Source organism: Starkeya sp. ORNL1 (assembly GCF_012971745.1).
Lineage (GTDB): Bacteria > Pseudomonadota > Alphaproteobacteria > Rhizobiales > Xanthobacteraceae > Ancylobacter.
The window spans coordinates 3921086-3935823 of record NZ_CP048834.1 but is presented as its reverse complement, the minus strand read 5'-3'; the positions used below and the strand labels follow the sequence as shown (position 1 = coordinate 3935823).

19 protein-coding genes are annotated in these 14738 nt (G+C 67.0%); 14 read left to right on the top strand and 5 right to left on the bottom strand.

Annotation, left to right across the window (positions count from 1 at the left end):
- Position 1 precedes the first annotated feature (1 nt).
- Positions 2-718 carry a DNA polymerase III subunit epsilon gene (dnaQ, locus tag G3545_RS18725; RefSeq protein WP_170014777.1) on the top strand — a complete coding sequence of 239 codons (717 nt, stop codon included), beginning with the start codon at positions 2-4 and terminating at the stop codon, positions 716-718.
- Between the two features lie 234 nt (positions 719-952).
- Here dnaQ and secB read toward each other — a convergent pair whose 3' ends face one another.
- Positions 953-1429 carry a protein-export chaperone SecB gene (secB, locus tag G3545_RS18720; protein WP_170014776.1) on the bottom strand — a complete coding sequence of 159 codons (477 nt, stop codon included), beginning with the start codon at positions 1427-1429 and terminating at the stop codon, positions 953-955.
- A 386-nt stretch (positions 1430-1815) separates the two neighbouring features.
- Here secB and G3545_RS18715 point away from each other — a divergent pair, with 386 nt between their 5' ends.
- The 6 genes from G3545_RS18715 (at position 1816) to G3545_RS18690 (ending at position 5595) form a co-directional block, all read left to right on the top strand.
- On the top strand, positions 1816-2553 hold the full coding sequence (locus tag G3545_RS18715; RefSeq protein WP_170014775.1) for a Tim44/TimA family putative adaptor protein: 738 nt from the start codon (positions 1816-1818) through the stop codon (positions 2551-2553).
- Positions 2554-2820: 267 nt separating this feature from the next.
- Complete coding sequence (locus G3545_RS18710; protein WP_170014774.1) at positions 2821-4053, top strand: murein transglycosylase A; 1233 nt, start codon at positions 2821-2823, stop codon at positions 4051-4053.
- Positions 4050-4640, top strand: a complete 591-nt coding sequence (locus G3545_RS18705; RefSeq protein ID WP_170014773.1) for a Smr/MutS family protein — start codon at positions 4050-4052, stop codon at positions 4638-4640. The genes G3545_RS18710 and G3545_RS18705 overlap by 4 nt, the downstream gene beginning before the upstream one ends.
- Positions 4637-5002, top strand: coding sequence for a helix-turn-helix domain-containing protein (locus tag G3545_RS18700; protein ID WP_170014772.1), 366 nt, complete (start codon positions 4637-4639; stop codon positions 5000-5002). Before G3545_RS18705 ends, G3545_RS18700 begins: the two co-directional genes overlap by 4 nt.
- 43 nt (positions 5003-5045) lie before the next feature.
- The gene (locus G3545_RS18695) at positions 5046-5300 is read left to right on the top strand and encodes a type II toxin-antitoxin system ParD family antitoxin (RefSeq protein ID WP_170014771.1); all 255 of its coding nucleotides are present in this window, start codon (positions 5046-5048) and stop codon (positions 5298-5300) included.
- A 1-nt stretch (position 5301) separates the two neighbouring features.
- Complete coding sequence (locus tag G3545_RS18690) at positions 5302-5595, top strand: type II toxin-antitoxin system RelE/ParE family toxin (protein ID WP_170014770.1); 294 nt, start codon at positions 5302-5304, stop codon at positions 5593-5595.
- Between the two features lie 16 nt (positions 5596-5611).
- Here G3545_RS18690 and hslU read toward each other — a convergent pair whose 3' ends face one another.
- Genes hslU through G3545_RS18670 form a run of 4 tightly spaced genes read right to left on the bottom strand, consistent with a single transcriptional unit; the run spans position 5612 to position 9863 of the window.
- Positions 5612-6922: an ATP-dependent protease ATPase subunit HslU gene (hslU, locus tag G3545_RS18685; protein ID WP_170014769.1), complete on the bottom strand. Its 1311-nt coding sequence runs from the start codon at positions 6920-6922 to the stop codon at positions 5612-5614.
- On the bottom strand, positions 6919-8049 hold the full coding sequence (locus G3545_RS18680; protein ID WP_170014768.1) for a hypothetical protein: 1131 nt from the start codon (positions 8047-8049) through the stop codon (positions 6919-6921). Before G3545_RS18680 ends, hslU begins: the two co-directional genes overlap by 4 nt.
- Positions 8046-8591 carry an ATP-dependent protease subunit HslV gene (gene hslV / locus G3545_RS18675; protein WP_170014767.1) on the bottom strand — a complete coding sequence of 182 codons (546 nt, stop codon included), beginning with the start codon at positions 8589-8591 and terminating at the stop codon, positions 8046-8048. The genes G3545_RS18680 and hslV overlap by 4 nt, the downstream gene beginning before the upstream one ends.
- Before the next feature lie 57 nt (positions 8592-8648).
- Positions 8649-9863: an MFS transporter gene (locus tag G3545_RS18670; protein ID WP_170014766.1), complete on the bottom strand. Its 1215-nt coding sequence runs from the start codon at positions 9861-9863 to the stop codon at positions 8649-8651.
- A gap of 157 nt (positions 9864-10020) precedes the next feature.
- Here G3545_RS18670 and hisB point away from each other — a divergent pair, with 157 nt between their 5' ends.
- The 7 genes from hisB to coaA all read left to right on the top strand — a co-directional run bounded on the left by hisB (position 10021) and on the right by coaA (position 14733).
- Positions 10021-10614, top strand: coding sequence for an imidazoleglycerol-phosphate dehydratase HisB (gene hisB, locus G3545_RS18665; protein ID WP_170014765.1), 594 nt, complete (start codon positions 10021-10023; stop codon positions 10612-10614).
- A 13-nt stretch (positions 10615-10627) separates the two neighbouring features.
- Entirely contained in the window at positions 10628-11137 is a 510-nt protein-coding gene (locus tag G3545_RS18660; RefSeq protein WP_170014764.1) for a DUF2628 domain-containing protein, read from the top strand.
- Positions 11134-11793: an imidazole glycerol phosphate synthase subunit HisH gene (gene hisH / locus G3545_RS18655; protein ID WP_170014763.1), complete on the top strand. Its 660-nt coding sequence runs from the start codon at positions 11134-11136 to the stop codon at positions 11791-11793. Before G3545_RS18660 ends, hisH begins: the two co-directional genes overlap by 4 nt.
- A complete protein-coding gene (gene hisA, locus G3545_RS18650; protein WP_170014762.1) occupies positions 11790-12524 on the top strand; it encodes a 1-(5-phosphoribosyl)-5-[(5-phosphoribosylamino)methylideneamino]imidazole-4-carboxamide isomerase in 735 nt (244 codons plus the stop codon). The genes hisH and hisA overlap by 4 nt, the downstream gene beginning before the upstream one ends.
- An 11-nt stretch (positions 12525-12535) precedes the next feature.
- Complete coding sequence (hisF, locus tag G3545_RS18645) at positions 12536-13339, top strand: imidazole glycerol phosphate synthase subunit HisF (RefSeq protein WP_170014761.1); 804 nt, start codon at positions 12536-12538, stop codon at positions 13337-13339.
- Positions 13336-13665 (top strand): phosphoribosyl-ATP diphosphatase, encoded by a 330-nt coding sequence (locus G3545_RS18640; RefSeq protein ID WP_170014760.1) that lies wholly within the window; start codon positions 13336-13338, stop codon positions 13663-13665. Before hisF ends, G3545_RS18640 begins: the two co-directional genes overlap by 4 nt.
- 111 nt (positions 13666-13776) lie before the next feature.
- On the top strand, positions 13777-14733 hold the full coding sequence (coaA, locus tag G3545_RS18635) for a type I pantothenate kinase (RefSeq protein ID WP_170018152.1): 957 nt from the start codon (positions 13777-13779) through the stop codon (positions 14731-14733).
- Positions 14734-14738: the final 5 nt, after the last annotated feature.

The window sequence follows — 14738 nt, the reverse complement described above, 5'->3', positions numbered from 1 at the left end:
AATGCGCGAGATCGTGCTCGATACCGAGACCACCGGCCTCGATCCGCTGCGCGGCGATCGGCTGGTGGAGATCGGCTGCGTCGAGATGCTGAACCGCATCCCCACCGGCCAGAACTACCACGTCTATATCAACCCCGAACGCGACATGCCGATCGAGGCGTTCAACGTTCACGGGCTTTCCGCCGAATTCCTGTCCGACAAGCCGCTGTTCGCGGCGGTGGCGGACGAATTCCTCGCTTTCATCGCGGATTCGCAGCTCGTCATCCACAACGCGTCGTTCGATATCGGCTTCATCAATGCCGAGCTCACCCGTCTCGGCCGCACCGTGCTCGGCTTCGATCGCGTGGTCGACACGTTGGCGTTGGCGCGCCGCCGCCATCCCGGCGGGTCGAACCGGCTGGATGATCTGTGCGCGCGCTACGGCATCGACCTGTCGCGCCGCACCAAGCACGGCGCGCTGCTCGATTCCGAATTGCTGGCGGATGTCTATGCGGAGCTGGCCGGCGGCCGCCAGGCGGCGCTCATCCTCGACTCGGCCGAAGTGAACGCGGCGCGGCAGGCGGGCAACGCCTCGGTACGCCAGCGTCCGGTACCGCTTCCGCCACGCATCTCGGCGGTGGAAGCCGCCGCCCATGCCGCCTTCGTGGCGAGCCTGGGCGAGGGGGCGCTGTGGCGGGCGTACGAAGCGACGGAGCCGGGGGCTGCTGCTGCGGGCTGAACGGCTTCGAAGACCAGAATGAACCACGTCATCCCGAGAGCCTGACTCAGAATTCAACGATGGCAGGTAAAGTGGGCCATTCCCACGTCATGGCCGGCCTTGTGCCGGCCATCTCGGCCCGTGATGTGCTATCCGGAATCGAGATCCCCGGCGCAAGGCCGGGGATGGAGGTCGTTCCGGAAGTTTTCGGTCAGACCCCGAGGGCGAGGCTCGTCCGTCCCTTAAGGGAAAGACTCAGGAGCTGAGCACCGAAGCGGCCGGGGCCTGCTGCGCCATGCGCTGGCGATAGAGCGAGACGAAATCGACCGGATCGATCATCAGCGGCGGGAAACCGCCATTGCGGACGGTGTCAGCGACGATCTGCCGCGCGAACGGAAACAGCATGCGCGGGCACTCGATCATGACGAAGGCGTGCAGCGTTTCCTGCGCCACGTTCTGGGCGCGGAAGATGCCGGCATAGAGCAGTTCGACCGCGAACAGCAGCTTGCCCTGGGTCTCCGCCTTGGCGTCGATCTTCAGCTCGACCTCGAACTCGCCTTCCTTTACCGGACGGGCGTTGACGTTGATCTGGATGTTGATCTGCGGCTGGCCGGACGGTGCGAGCGAGGCCGGAGCACCCGGATTCTCAAACGAAAGATCCTTGGTGTACTGGGCGACGACGTGCAGCGTCGGCATGGCCGTCGCGTTTGCGGCGTTGTCGGTCTCGGTCATTTTAGTCTCCGTTGTCCGCCGTTTGGCGTCGTTCTTCGTGATCGCTTCTTCAGCGCGAGCCGGCGGGCGCCCGGCATGTGGTGAGGCGGCGTGCTGCTATCACGCTTGGGTGTTCCTGCCAAGGCGAGGGACCGGGCCTACTTGCGTTGCGGCGCTTGGCGCGCGGCGTCGCGATGCACTAGTCTCCTTGAGAAATCCATGATTTCGCCTTCACCACGTGATGACGCTGCGGCACAGACGGGCTGGCGAAATCCCGGCGACGGCGTACATAGGATAGGGTGGATGCGTGCAACGCCTTGCGGCAGCGCGTATCGACGGTAACGGCAAACGTGCACGGGGCAGGCGCCTGGCGCCGCATTCCGTGACGAACCACGGCATAGAGCGACGTGTTCGATATTTATACGATCATATTCCTGGCCTTGGCCGTGTTCATTTTCATGCGGCTGCGCAGCGTGCTGGGGCAGCGTACCGGGCGCGAACGGCCGCCCTATGATCCCTATTCGCGGCAGGATCCGGCCAAGGCGCCGGCCGGCACCGATGGGCGCTCGGACAAGGTGGTGAATTTCCCCGAGCGGCCCGGCGAGGCCGTGACCGCGCCGTCAGGACCGGTCGAGGCCGACGCCGACGAGCCGGCCACGCCGCGCTGGTCGGGCGTGGCCGATATCGGCTCGGCGGTGGCCAATGGCCTCGACGCCATCGCCGCCCAGGAGCACGGCTTTGATGTGCAGCATTTCCTTACCGGCGCCCGCTCGGCCTATGAGATGATCGTGCTGGCCTTCGCCAATGGCGACCGCCGCGCTTTGAAGGATCTGCTGGCGAAGGACGTCTATGACGGCTTCTCCGCCGCCATTACCGAGCGCGAGACCCGCGGCGAGACGATGGAGACCCGCTTCGTCGCCATCGACAAGGCAGACATCATCGACGCGCAGGTGAAGGCCCGTACGGCCCAGATCACGGTGCGCTTCGTCTCGCAGCTCATCTCGGTGACGCGCAATGCCGGCGGCGAGGTCACCGACGGCGATCCCGAGACCGTGGCCGACGTCACCGATGTCTGGACCTTCTCGCGGGATCTCGGTGCGCGCGATCCCAATTGGAAGCTGGTCGCCACCGAAGCGGCGGCGTGAGAGAATGCGGGGGTGGACGCATTTCACGCTACCCTCGCCCGCCTTCTCCTTGCAGCCGCCCTGGTGCTCGCGCCAAGCGTGAGCCTGCCGCTCGGCGGGGCTGACGGCGCCCTCGCCAAACCGATTTCCCGCACGCATGAGACGCCGCTGCGGCCGCGTGGGTATGTTGGCCGGGCTAAAACGGGCCAAGCAGCAGCAAGGCCCACGCACCGATCCGCCCACATTGCCACGAAACCCGCCCGCACCGCCGCCGCTCATCTCTTCCGCATGCCGGAGGCGGCGCTGGAGCCGACGGACTATGCCGCGCTGGACGGCTGGGCCGCGGACGACCACGTCGCCGCCCTCGCCACCTTTCGCAAAAGCTGCGTGCCGATCCGGCAAGGTCGCGACCCCGTCCGTCCCGGGCGGCCGGTCTTCGGCGCGTTGCGGGCGATCTGCGCCCGCGCCCACAAGCTGCCGGCAAAGCCGGACGAGGCGGCGGCGCGGCACTTCTTCGAGACCGAGTTCCGCCCTGTCCTGATCTCGGCGGTGGATGCCCGGCATGGCTTCCTCACCGGCTATTACGAGCCCGAAGTCGAGGGCTCGCGCCAGCGCACCGAGGAATACCAGAGCCCGCTCTATCGCCGCCCGCCCGATCTCATCATTCGCTCGCCGAAGAAGGGTTCCCCCTCGAACAAGGGCGAGGCGTTCCGCCGCGATGGCAAGAACCTCGTGCCCTATTACGACCGTGCCGCGATCGAGGATGGCGCGCTCAAGGATCGCGGGCTGGAACTCGCCTGGATCAAGGACCCGGTCGACGCCTTCTTTGCCCATATACAGGGCTCGGTTCGGGTACGCCTGCCCGACGGCGATGTGCTGCGGCTGAACTATGACGGCCATAATGGCCAGACCTACACGCCGATCGGCCGTTTCCTGGTCGATCAGGGCATCGTGCCACGCGAAAAGATCTCGATGGACGCCATCCGTGCCTATATTTCGGCAAACCCCGAAGCCGGGAAGGCACTGATGCGGCAGAATAAATCCTATGTCTTCTTCCGCATCGCGAAGGAACTGTCGAAGGACGACGGCGCCGTCGGGGCGCAGGGCCTGCCATTGACCGCGGGGCGTTCGATCGCGGTCGACCGGGCGCTCCATGTCTATGGCACGCCCTTCTATATCGACGCCAAGCTGCCGATCGACAGCGAGGCGCCGGTAACGCCGTTCCAGAGGCTGATGATCGCGCAGGATACCGGATCGGCCATTGTCGGGCCGGCGCGCGCCGACATCTTTTTCGGCGCCGGCAAGGAGGCCGGCTCCATCGCCGGCCGCATGCAGAATCCCGGCCGCTTCGCCATGCTGCTGCCGCGCGCGCTCGATCCGTCGAAGGCGCCGCCGCCGCCCTTGCCGCTTGCCCGCCCGGCGGACGCGCCGAGAGCGCCTGTAACCGCACCCGAGACCACCGCACCTCCGGCCGCCACACCCGGGACCACGCCCGAGGCCGCGGCGGGCGCGACGCCATGACCGCGGATGGCAATCCCGGTGGCCGGCGCCGGCGGCGGGCGCTCGATGCCGAGGAGCGTGCACTGTGGCAGCATGTGACGCGCTCGATCCGCCCGCTGCATCCCGACGAGCCGACATTGGTGCCGGAGCTACCGCCCGATCCGGAGCCCGCTGCCAAGCCGGGAAAGCCCGCACCGGCGCCGGTCGTCGCCAAGCCGGCAGCGCCACCTGGACCGCCGCCGCTGGCACCGATCGAACCCAAATTGCGCCGCCGGCTCTCCCGCGGCTCCGAGGTCGATGCCCGGCTCGATCTGCACGGCCTGACGCAGGCGGTGGCGCACCGCCGGCTGCACACTTTCCTGCTCGGGGCGCAGGGTGCCGGCCATGTGTTGGTGCTGGTCATCACCGGCAAGGGCGCGGCCAGCGACCAGGGCTTTGCGCTGTCCGGCGAAGGCGGGCGCGGCGTATTGCGCCGCCTGGTGCCGCAATGGCTGGCGGCGCCGGAGATGCGCACTTTGGTGGTGGGTTTCGAGACCGCCGCGCGCGGCCATGGCGGCGAAGGCGCGCTCTATGTGCGGGTGCGCCGTACGCGGGAGCCACGCAGATGACTCCGTTCGGCCGCCGCATGCGCGAGATGCGCGCCGAGCGTGGCGTGACGCTCAAGCAGATGGCGGAAGGCGTCGGGGTCTCCGCTGCTTATCTCTCGGCACTGGAGCACGGCAAGCGCGGCCAACCGACCTTCATCATGCTTCAGCGCATCATGGCCTATTTCAACGTGATCTGGGACGACGCCGAGGCGCTGCGCGCGCTGGCTGAATTGTCCGATCCGCGCGTCGTGGTCGACACCGCAGGCCTCACCCCGGAAGCCACCGAACTTGCCAATCTCCTCGCCCGCGAGATCGCTACCCTGCCGCCGGAAGCGGTGGCCGAATTGCTGGGACGGCTGAAGATATTGCGTCGGCCGGGATGATTTATGATATTAGATCATAGTAGGTGATATATCGGAGCTGGCCATGCCGCGTAGTTTTACCCTTGGCGAGCATTTCGAGCTTTTCATCGATGATCAGCTCGCGAGCGGGCGGTTTAACAACGCAAGCGAAGTGGTCCGCGCCGGATTACGGCTGCTCGAAGAGCAGCATGATCTGCATCGTTTGAAGGTGGAGGATATTCGCCGCTCGATCGCAGAGAGCCGTCAGTCCGGCCGGACAATACCGGCAGACGAGATGTTCGAGCGCCTCGAAGCCCGGATCAGGCGGTTGGAAGATTGAGGTGGCGGCTCGTTGCGCTTTCGCCGCCGCGGCCGAGGTAGACCTCACCGAAATTGCGCTCTTCATCGCGACCGATACCCCGCGGCGAGCACTCACTTTTGTCGCGGAAATCCGCGAGCGCTGCCAAGCCATTGCCGAGCAGCCGGCGGCTTGTCGCTTGCGTGAGGAATATGGCGCGGGCGTTCGCGTGGCCGTGCACGGCCGCTATCTCATCTTCTACGCTGAGCGGGACGAAGCCGTGGTGATCGAACGCATCCTGCACAGCGCCCGTCACCTCGACTGGGTCCAACTCTGAGAAAGGAGATCGTCCCCTACAGGATGAACCGGCTGAGATCCGCGTTCTTGGCGAGGTCGGCGACTCGCTCGCGCACATAGGCGCCGTCGATGGTCACGCCTTCGCCGGAACGGTCCGGCGCGGTGAAGGAGAGTTCGTCCAGCACCCGCTCGATCACCGTCTGCAGGCGACGCGCGCCGATATTCTCGACGCTGGCATTCACCTCCACCGCAATGTCGGCAAGCGCCTCGACCGCGTCCTCGGTGATGGTGAGGCTCACGCCCTCGGTCGCCATCAGCGCCACCGACTGCTTGACCAGGCTCGCCTCGGTCTCGGTGAGGATGCGCTTGAAGTCCTCGCGGGTCAGCGGCTCCAGTTCGACCCGGATCGGCAGGCGGCCCTGCAATTCCGGCAGCAGGTCGGAGGGCTTGGAGACATGGAAGGCGCCGGAGGCGATGAACAATATGTGGTCGGTCTTTACCGCGCCATGCTTGGTCGAGACCGTGGTGCCCTCGATCAGCGGCAGCAGGTCGCGCTGCACGCCCTCGCGGGAGACGTCGGCGCCGGAGCGGCCTTCGCGGCCGGCGATCTTGTCGATCTCATCGAGGAAGACGATGCCGTTCTCCTCCACCGCGCGGATCGCTTCCTGCACGATGGCATCCTGGTCGATCAGCTTGTCGGCTTCTTCCGACAGCAGCAGCGGATGGGCGTCCTTCACGCTGACGCGCCGCGGCTTGGAGCGTCCGCCAAACGCCTTGCCGAGCATGTCGCCGAGCGAGATGGCGCCCATCTGCGCTCCCGGCATGCCGGGGATCTCGAACATCGACATGCCCTGCGCGCCCGTTGAGCTTATTTCGACCTCGATCTCCTTGTCGTCGAGCAGGCCGTCGCGCAGCTTCTTGCGGAAACTCTCCCGCGTTCCGGGCGAGGCGGTTGAGCCGACCAGGGCGTCCAGCACTCGCTCCTCGGCGGCGAGATGGGCGCGGGCCTCGACATCCTTGCGCTTGGCGTCGCGCACCAGGCCGATGCCGATCTCGACGAGATCGCGCACGATCTGCTCGACATCGCGGCCGACATAGCCGACCTCGGTGAATTTGGTGGCTTCCACCTTGAGGAAGGGCGCGCCGGCGAGGCGGGCGAGGCGGCGCGAGATCTCGGTCTTGCCGACGCCGGTGGGGCCGATCATCAGGATGTTCTTCGGCAGCACCTCTTCGCGCAGCTGGCCTTCCAGCTGCTGGCGGCGCCAGCGGTTGCGCAGCGCGATGGCGACCGCGCGCTTGGCCTTGTGCTGGCCGACGATGTAGCGGTCGAGCTCGGAAACGATCTCGCGGGGGGAGAAATTGGTCATGTCGATGATGCGATTCGGGTCGTGGAAAGGACGGTCGGATTCGGCAGCCGGCGCGCCAGGCCGGCCGGCAGCATGGCGAGCACGGCGCGCCGCAGCGGATGCCAGAGCGCGCTGAGCAGTAGGATGAAGGCGCCGAGCACCAATATGGTCAGCGGCGTCGAGCTGCCGGCCACACCGCTGTCGCGCACCAGCGCGGCGAAGGCGATGCCAGCATAGGCAAGGCCGGACACCAGAAGCGCGCGCCGGTCGACCAGCACCGCGACCAGGCCGAGCACGGCGAAGGTGGCGAGCATCGGCCAGGCAGCGGTGCCGGTTGCGCCCGGCGTGCCGTCTGCCCAGACGAAGCCCTGGATCAGCGGATGCACGATCAGCGGCGCTGCCAGCAGATGCAGCCAGAAGGCGATGTCGGTGCGCCGCGTCAGCCGCTGCGGATCGCTGATGTCGAAACTCATGGCGAGCGCGAACACGGCGAGGCCGCAGGCCAGCAGCAATGGCGAGATGATGGTCTCGGCAAGGCCCGGATCCAGCGCGCCGACGAGGCCGATGACCACGGTGACCAGCGCCGCGGCGCCGGCGGCCGGGGTAATCGGCACGCGGAAGCGCCAATAATGCAGCGCCACGGCGGCAAAGGTGCCGAGGCCGGCGATCACCACCGCCATCGAGCCGCTGATCTCCGGCAGCATGGGCAGCACCAGCGCCATTCGCCCCGCGCCTTCGGTGAGCGGATCGGCGAAGCTCGCGCACAGGAAGAACACCGACACCGCGAAGACGATGAGCAGCACGATGCTCGGCAGCGCCATGCGCTGGCGGCGGGTGAAGAACTCGGCAAGCAGCCACGCCGCCGCCGCCATGATCGCCCACACGCCGGTGGCCTCGAACTGCCGTTCGGCGAAATAGCTGAGCGCGCCGAGGAACAGCGCGAGCCCGATGGTGACGAAGATGTCGCCGAAGCCGCTGATGAAGCGCAACCGCTCATCATCGTCGGGCAAAACTTGGGCAAGCGGCGCAGCGACCGGCGCCAGCTCCGCCTCCAGCGCGCGCAGCCTCTCCGCCTGGTCGGGCGTGAGGACGCCGCGCTCGGTGGCGGCGAGGAGCGTGCGCTCGGAGATCACCCGCGGGATCGTCACCCGATCGTCTCCACCACGATGTTGCTGTTGGTATAGATGCAGATGTCCGCGGCAATGCCGAGGCTCTTGCGCACGATCGCCTCGGCATCCTGGCCGCTATCGGACAGCGCGCGGGCGGCGGCGAGCGCATAGCCGCCGCCGGAACCGATGGCGGCGATGCCGCCTTCCGGTTCCAGCACGTCGCCAGTACCGGTGAGCACCAGGGTGATGCTGGCGTCGGCGACGATCATCATCGCCTCCAGCCGGCGCAGATAGCGATCGGTACGCCAGTCCTTGGCGAGTTCGACCGCGGCGCGCTGCAACTGGCCGGGATATTGTTCGAGCTTGGCTTCCAGCCGCTCGAACAGCGTGAATGCATCCGCGGTGGCGCCGGCAAAGCCGCCGATGACGTCGCCACGACCCAGCCGGCGCACCTTGCGGGCATTGGACTTCATCACCGTATTGCCGAGCGTCACCTGGCCGTCGCCGCCAATGGCGACGCGGCTGCCGGAGCGCACCGAGACGATGGTGGTGCCGTAAATGGTGTCGGGGGCGTGGGACATTATGGGCTCCGGTCGAGAGCCCTTACTTAGGCGGTCGCCGCGTGTGTGCAACCAATATCACGCCGGCGCCTGTACCGGGGCGGAGGCGAGCCGCAGCGCCGGGACCAGCCCGGTGAGGATCAGCACGCCGCCCAGCGCAAGGAAGACATCGCTCGACAACACGGTGAGCAGGCTGGTCAGCAGCCCGGCGAGCAGCACGGAAAGCGCGACGCCGGCATTGCCGATGCCCAGCGCCCAGCCGCGCTCGGTCTCGTCCACCGAAGAGGAGATCGCCGCCAGCAGCGTGATGAAGGCGAGGATGTTGCTCATGGTCGAGAGCATGGCGAGCGCCACCTGGCCGAAAGCGGGCACCGGCAGCGCGCTCGCCATGGTGAACAGCCCGCACAGCGCGAGGCCGGTCAGCGTCACCGCGCGGTCGTTGCCGAGCCTGCCCCGCACATAGGCGAAGCCCCAGGCCGAGGAGATGGCGCAGCCAATGCCCATCGCCATCGAGAACAGGCCGAGCTGAGCGGTCGAGAAGCCGTAGGAGCGCTGCATCTCGATGAGGATGAAGGTGTAGTAGATCAGGAAACCGAGCTGGAACAGGAAGAAGGACGCCACCGGCGCGATCACCGCCGGCCGGTCCTTGATGCGCGCCAGCAGCCGGAACGGCTGCTTCCAGTCGAGCCTGAATGCGCGCCTCGCGCTGTCGCCGCTGAAGTTCGCGGTGCGCAGCGCGACCAGCGTGACGAGGCAGAGCACCAGCGCCAAAGCGAGCGGCAGGCGGAAATCCCAATGCCCGAGCAGGCCGCCGACCGCCGGTCCGGCCACCATGCCGAGCGTATTGACCAGGATGATCTGCGCCATGGCGGCGCTGCGCTGGTCGGGGGCGGCATGGTCGATGACCGAGGCCTGCGCGATCGGCGCGGTACCGGCCATCAGCCCGCAGAGCAGCCGACCGGCAAAGAACAGCCAGAGGTGCGAGAGCTCCAGCGCCGACCACATCAGCCCGTAGCCGGCCGCGAGCCCCGCCATGCAGATCATCAGCGTGCGGCGCCGGCCGAGCGCGTCCGACAGGTCGCCGAGCAGCGAGGCGCCGAAGAACATGCCGATCGGAAACAGCGAAAACGCCAGCGACAGCAAGGTGTCGCGGGCGGCCGGCGAATAGGCGCGGACGATCCAGTCGCTCTCGAACAGCCCGACGATCAAGGGATACATCAGGCCGAACGAGAAGATGTCGATGAACACGGCGAGGAACAGCGGCAGTCGCGAGCGCAAGGTGGCGATGTCCATCCGCAGGGCTCCGGGAGATATGGTGCGAAGACGCGTGCGCCGCGGCGCGATGATACGGCTTTCCGCTAGGTGCGCCAGCGGCTTGATGCGGCGCAACCGGCCATATGGCGCGGCGCCGCCATTGCTGCTAAGACGCCGGCCTTCGGGAGCTTTTCACATGCGCACGGCCGAAATCACCCGCGCCACCAAGGAAACGCAGATCCGCCTCTCCGTCGACCTCGACGGTACGGGGAAGGCGTCGATCGCGACCGGTGTCGGCTTCTTCGATCATATGCTCGACCTTCTTGCCCGCCATGCGCGCTTCGATTTGAAGGTGGAAGCCACGGGCGACCTGCATATCGACTTCCACCACACGGTGGAGGATGTCGGCATCGCGCTCGGCCAGGCGGTGAAGACGGCGCTCGGCGACATGCGCGGCATCACCCGCTATGCCAGCCTGCATCTGCCGATGGACGAGACGCTGACCCGTGTCGCGCTCGACATTTCCGGCCGGCCCTTCCTGGTGTTCCGCACCGAGTTCGCGGTGGCGAAGATCGGCGAGTTCGATACCGAGCTGGTGCGCGAATTCTTCCAGGCCTTCGCGATCAATGCCGGGCTGACGCTGCATGTCGAGACTCTGTACGGCGCCAATGCGCACCATATAGCAGAGAGCTGCTTCAAGGGTCTGGCGAGGGCGCTGCGCGCCGCGGTCGCGATCGATCCGGCAGCGGCGGGGGAGATCCCCTCCACCAAGGGCAGCCTCGGCGGCTGAAGGCGAGGACATCATGGCGGTCTGGACGGTGTTCGAGCCGGATGAGGCGAAGGACGGTGCGGCCCCGACGCTCGCCCAATGGGCGGAGCGCGTCGTGTTCGTGCGCGAGAAATTCTCCTGGCTGTCGATCCTGTTCGCGCCGCTGGTGCTGCTGCGCTATCGGCTCTGGCTGGCGCTCATCGTCTATATCGTGCTGCAGGGCCTGATCGGCTTCGCGCTCAATGCGCTGGAACTCGACGGTCCCGCCGGCCTGCTGTTCCTGCTGCCGAATTTGCTGGTGGCGTTGATGTTGTCGGACCTGCGCCGTGCCAAGCTCAGCTGGCGTGGCTATGAGGAGCTTGGCGCCGTGGTGGCGCCCGACCGGGAGTCCGCCGAGCGGCGCTTCTTCGAGGGCTGGCTGTCCACTACCCCGACTGCGGCGAGCGCCATCGCCTTCAGCGCCCCGATACAGGCACCTACCGGCACGACCTCGATGGCGCCAAATCCGGTGCTGGGGCTGTTTCCGGAGGCGCGCGGACGATGAGCGGCGGCAATGTGGTGCTGATCGATTACGGCTCCGGCAATCTCCACTCCGCCGGCAAGGCGCTGGAGCGCGCGGCGCGTGAGAGCGGCACCGGCCAGCGGATCCTCGTCACCAGCGATCCGGACGCGGTGCGCACCGCCGAGCGCGTGGTGCTGCCCGGCGTCGGCGCCTATGCCGATTGCCGCCGCGGCCTCGACGCCGTGCCCGGCATGGTGGAGGCGCTCAATGAGGTCGTCCGGGAAAAGGGACGGCCCTTCCTCGGCATCTGCGTCGGCCTCCAGCTGATGGCGACCCGCGGGCTGGAGCATGGCGTCACCAATGGCCTCGACTGGATTCCCGGCGACGTCGTCAAGCTGGCGCCAGACGACGCCTCGCTGAAGATCCCGCATATGGGCTGGAATTCGCTGGAGGCGCGCCGCCCTCACAAGCTGCTCGACGGCATCCCGACCGGCGAAGCCGGTCTCGACGCCTATTTCGTGCACTCCTACCACCTGGCGGCGTCCGACGATGCCGACATCGTGGCGGTGAGCGAATATGGCCAGCCGGTCACCGCCATGGTGGCGCGCGACAATCTCGCCGGCACCCAGTTCCACCCCGAGAAGAGCCAGACGCTCGGTCTCGCTCTGCTCGCCAATTTCCTGAGGTGGACGCCATGATCCTGTTCCCGGCCATCGACCTGAAGGAAGGCAAGTGCGTGCGCCTGCAGCAGGGCGACATGGCACGCGCCACCATCTTCAACCACGATCCCGCCCAGCAGGCCGGGCTCTTCGAATCGCAGGGCTTCCGCTATCTGCACATCGTCGATCTCGACGGCGCCTTCGCCGGCAAGCCGGTGAACGGCGAAGCGGTGGACCGCATTCTCGAATCCGTGGCAATGCCGGTGCAGCTCGGCGGCGGCATACGCGACATGGCGACCGTCGAGGGCTGGCTGTCCAAGGGTGTCACGCGTGTCATCCTCGGCACCGCGGCGGTCCGCGATCCCGAATTCGTCAAGAACGCGGCGATGCACCATCCCGGCCGCGTCGCCGTCGGCCTCGATGCCAGGGATGGCCGCGTCGCCGTGCAAGGCTGGGCCGAGAGCTCGGACCTTGAGGCGCTGGAACTCGCCAAGCGCTTCGAGGATGTCGGCGTCGCCGCCATCATCTATACCGACATCGCCCGCGACGGCCTGCTCAAGGGCCTCAATCTCGAGGCCACCATCGCGCTTGCGGAGGGCGTGTCGATCCCGGTGATCGCCTCCGGCGGCCTGGCCTCGCTCGATGATGTGCGTGCGCTGCTTGAACCCCGCGCCGCCGGGCTGGAAGGCGCCATCACCGGGCGTGCGCTCTATGACGGCCGGCTCGACGCCCGCGCAGCTCTGTCGCTGATCGCCGGGCTGCCGCTATGAGCGAGAATGAGATGGTGCAGGAATCTCGGCTTAAAGTGCGCGTCATACCGTGCCTCGACGTCAAGGACGGCCGAGTCGTCAAGGGCGTGCGCTTCGTCGATCTGCGCGACGCCGGCGATCCGGTGGAGGCGGCGAAGGCCTATGATGCCGCCGGCGCCGATGAACTCTGCTTCCTCGACATCACCGCCAGCCATGAGGCGCGCGGCACGCTGATCGATGTCGTCAGCCGCACCGCCGAGCAATGCTTCATGCCGCTCACTGTCGGCGGCGGGGTGCGCACGGTGGAGGACATCCGCGCGCTGCTGAACGCCGGTGCCGACAAGGTCTCGATCAACACCGCCGCTGTCTCCAATCGGCAGTTCGTGCGCGAGGCGGCGGAAAAGTTCGGCGAGCAGTGCATCGTCGTCGCCATCGATGCCAAGAAGGTCTCCGCGCCAGGCGAAGAAGACCGCTGGGAGATCTTCACCCATGGCGGGCGTAACCGCACCGGCCTCGATGCGGTGGAGTATGCCCGCGAAGTGGTGGCGCTCGGCGCCGGCGAGATCCTGCTGACCTCGATGGACCGCGACGGCACCGGCGAGGGCTTCGACCTCGCTTTGACCCGCGCCATATCCGACGCCGTGCCGGTGCCGGTGATCGCCTCCGGCGGCGTCGGCACGCTCGATCATCTGGTGGATGGCATCAGGGAAGGCCGCGCCTCGGCGGTGCTTGCCGCCTCGATCTTCCATTTCGGCACCTTCACCGTTGGTGCCGCCAAGCAGCGCCTCGCCGAGGCCGGCCTGCCGGTGCGCCGCAGCGTCGAGGCCGGCCGATGAGCAAATCGCGTTTCACCCTCGACGATCTGGCGGCCTCCATTGCCGCCCGCGCGAGCGGCGGAGGCAAGCCGTCCTATACGCGCAGCCTGCTCGACAAGGGCGTTGCCAAATGCGCCCAGAAGCTCGGCGAGGAGGCGGTTGAGACCGCGCTCGCCGCGGTCGCCGGCGACAGCAAGGCGGTCGTCGGGGAAGCTGCCGACCTGCTTTTCCACCTGCTGGTGGTGCTGAAAGCAAGGGACATACCGCTTGACGAGGTTTATGCCGAATTGGCACGGCGCACAGCGCAATCCGGCATTGAGGAAAAGGCATCGCGCCCGGCGGGCTGAACCTCCTATATTGTCGTGCTGAGCCGGCTGCGCATGGCGGAAAATCGTGGTATACGGTCGACCAACGCCGGGCAACTCCAAGACCCGGGCGATCGGGTGAGGACTGCGCTTATGGAGATGAAGGTCGATCCGGGGCTGTCGCCCTTTCGCAATTTCACGCGCGAGGAATGGGCGGCGTTGCGTGCCGACACGCCGCAGCCGCTGCGCGACGACGAGATTGCGCGCCTGCAGGGTCTCAATGACCGGCTTCATATCGCCGAAGTCGTCGAGATCTATCTGCCGCTCTCGCGCCTGCTGTCGATCTATGTCGGTGCCGAGCAGCGTCTCTATCGACAGATGCAGAAATTCCTCGGCCCCGAGGAAGGCGGCAAGATGCCCTACATCATCGGCGTCGCCGGCTCGGTCGCGGTCGGCAAGTCGACCACCTCGCGCGTGCTCCAGGCGCTGCTGGCCCGCTGGCCGAACACGCCGAAAGTGTCGCTGGTGACGACGGACGGCTTCCTGCTGCCCAATGCGGTGCTGGAACGCGAAGGCCTGATGAGCCGCAAGGGCTTTCCCGAGAGCTACGACGTTCCGACGCTGCTGCGCTTTCTCACCGATGTGAAGGCCGGGCGCCGCCCGGTGCGCGGCCCGGTCTATAGCCACTTCAATTACGACGTGATGCCCAACGAGACGGTCGAGGTCGACCAGCCCGACATCCTTATTGTCGAGGGGCTGAACGTGCTGCAGACCAGCCGCCCGCCCAAGGACGGCAAGGGCATACCGTTCGTCTCCGACTTCTTCGACTTCAAGATTTATATCGATGCCGACGAGGCGATCCTCGAGCGCTGGTATGTCGAGCGCTTCATGCGGCTGCGCGAGACCGCGTTCCGCGACCCCAAAGCTTATTTCCACCGCTATTCGGGCATCACCGACGAGGAGGCGGACGCCACCGCCAAGTCGATCTGGCGCAGCATCAATCTGGTCAATCTGCGCGAGAACATACTGCCCACCCGCCAGCGTGCCGACCTCATCTTGCACAAGGGCGGCGATCACGAGGTCGAGGCGGTGGCGCTCAGGAAATTGTGAGCGGG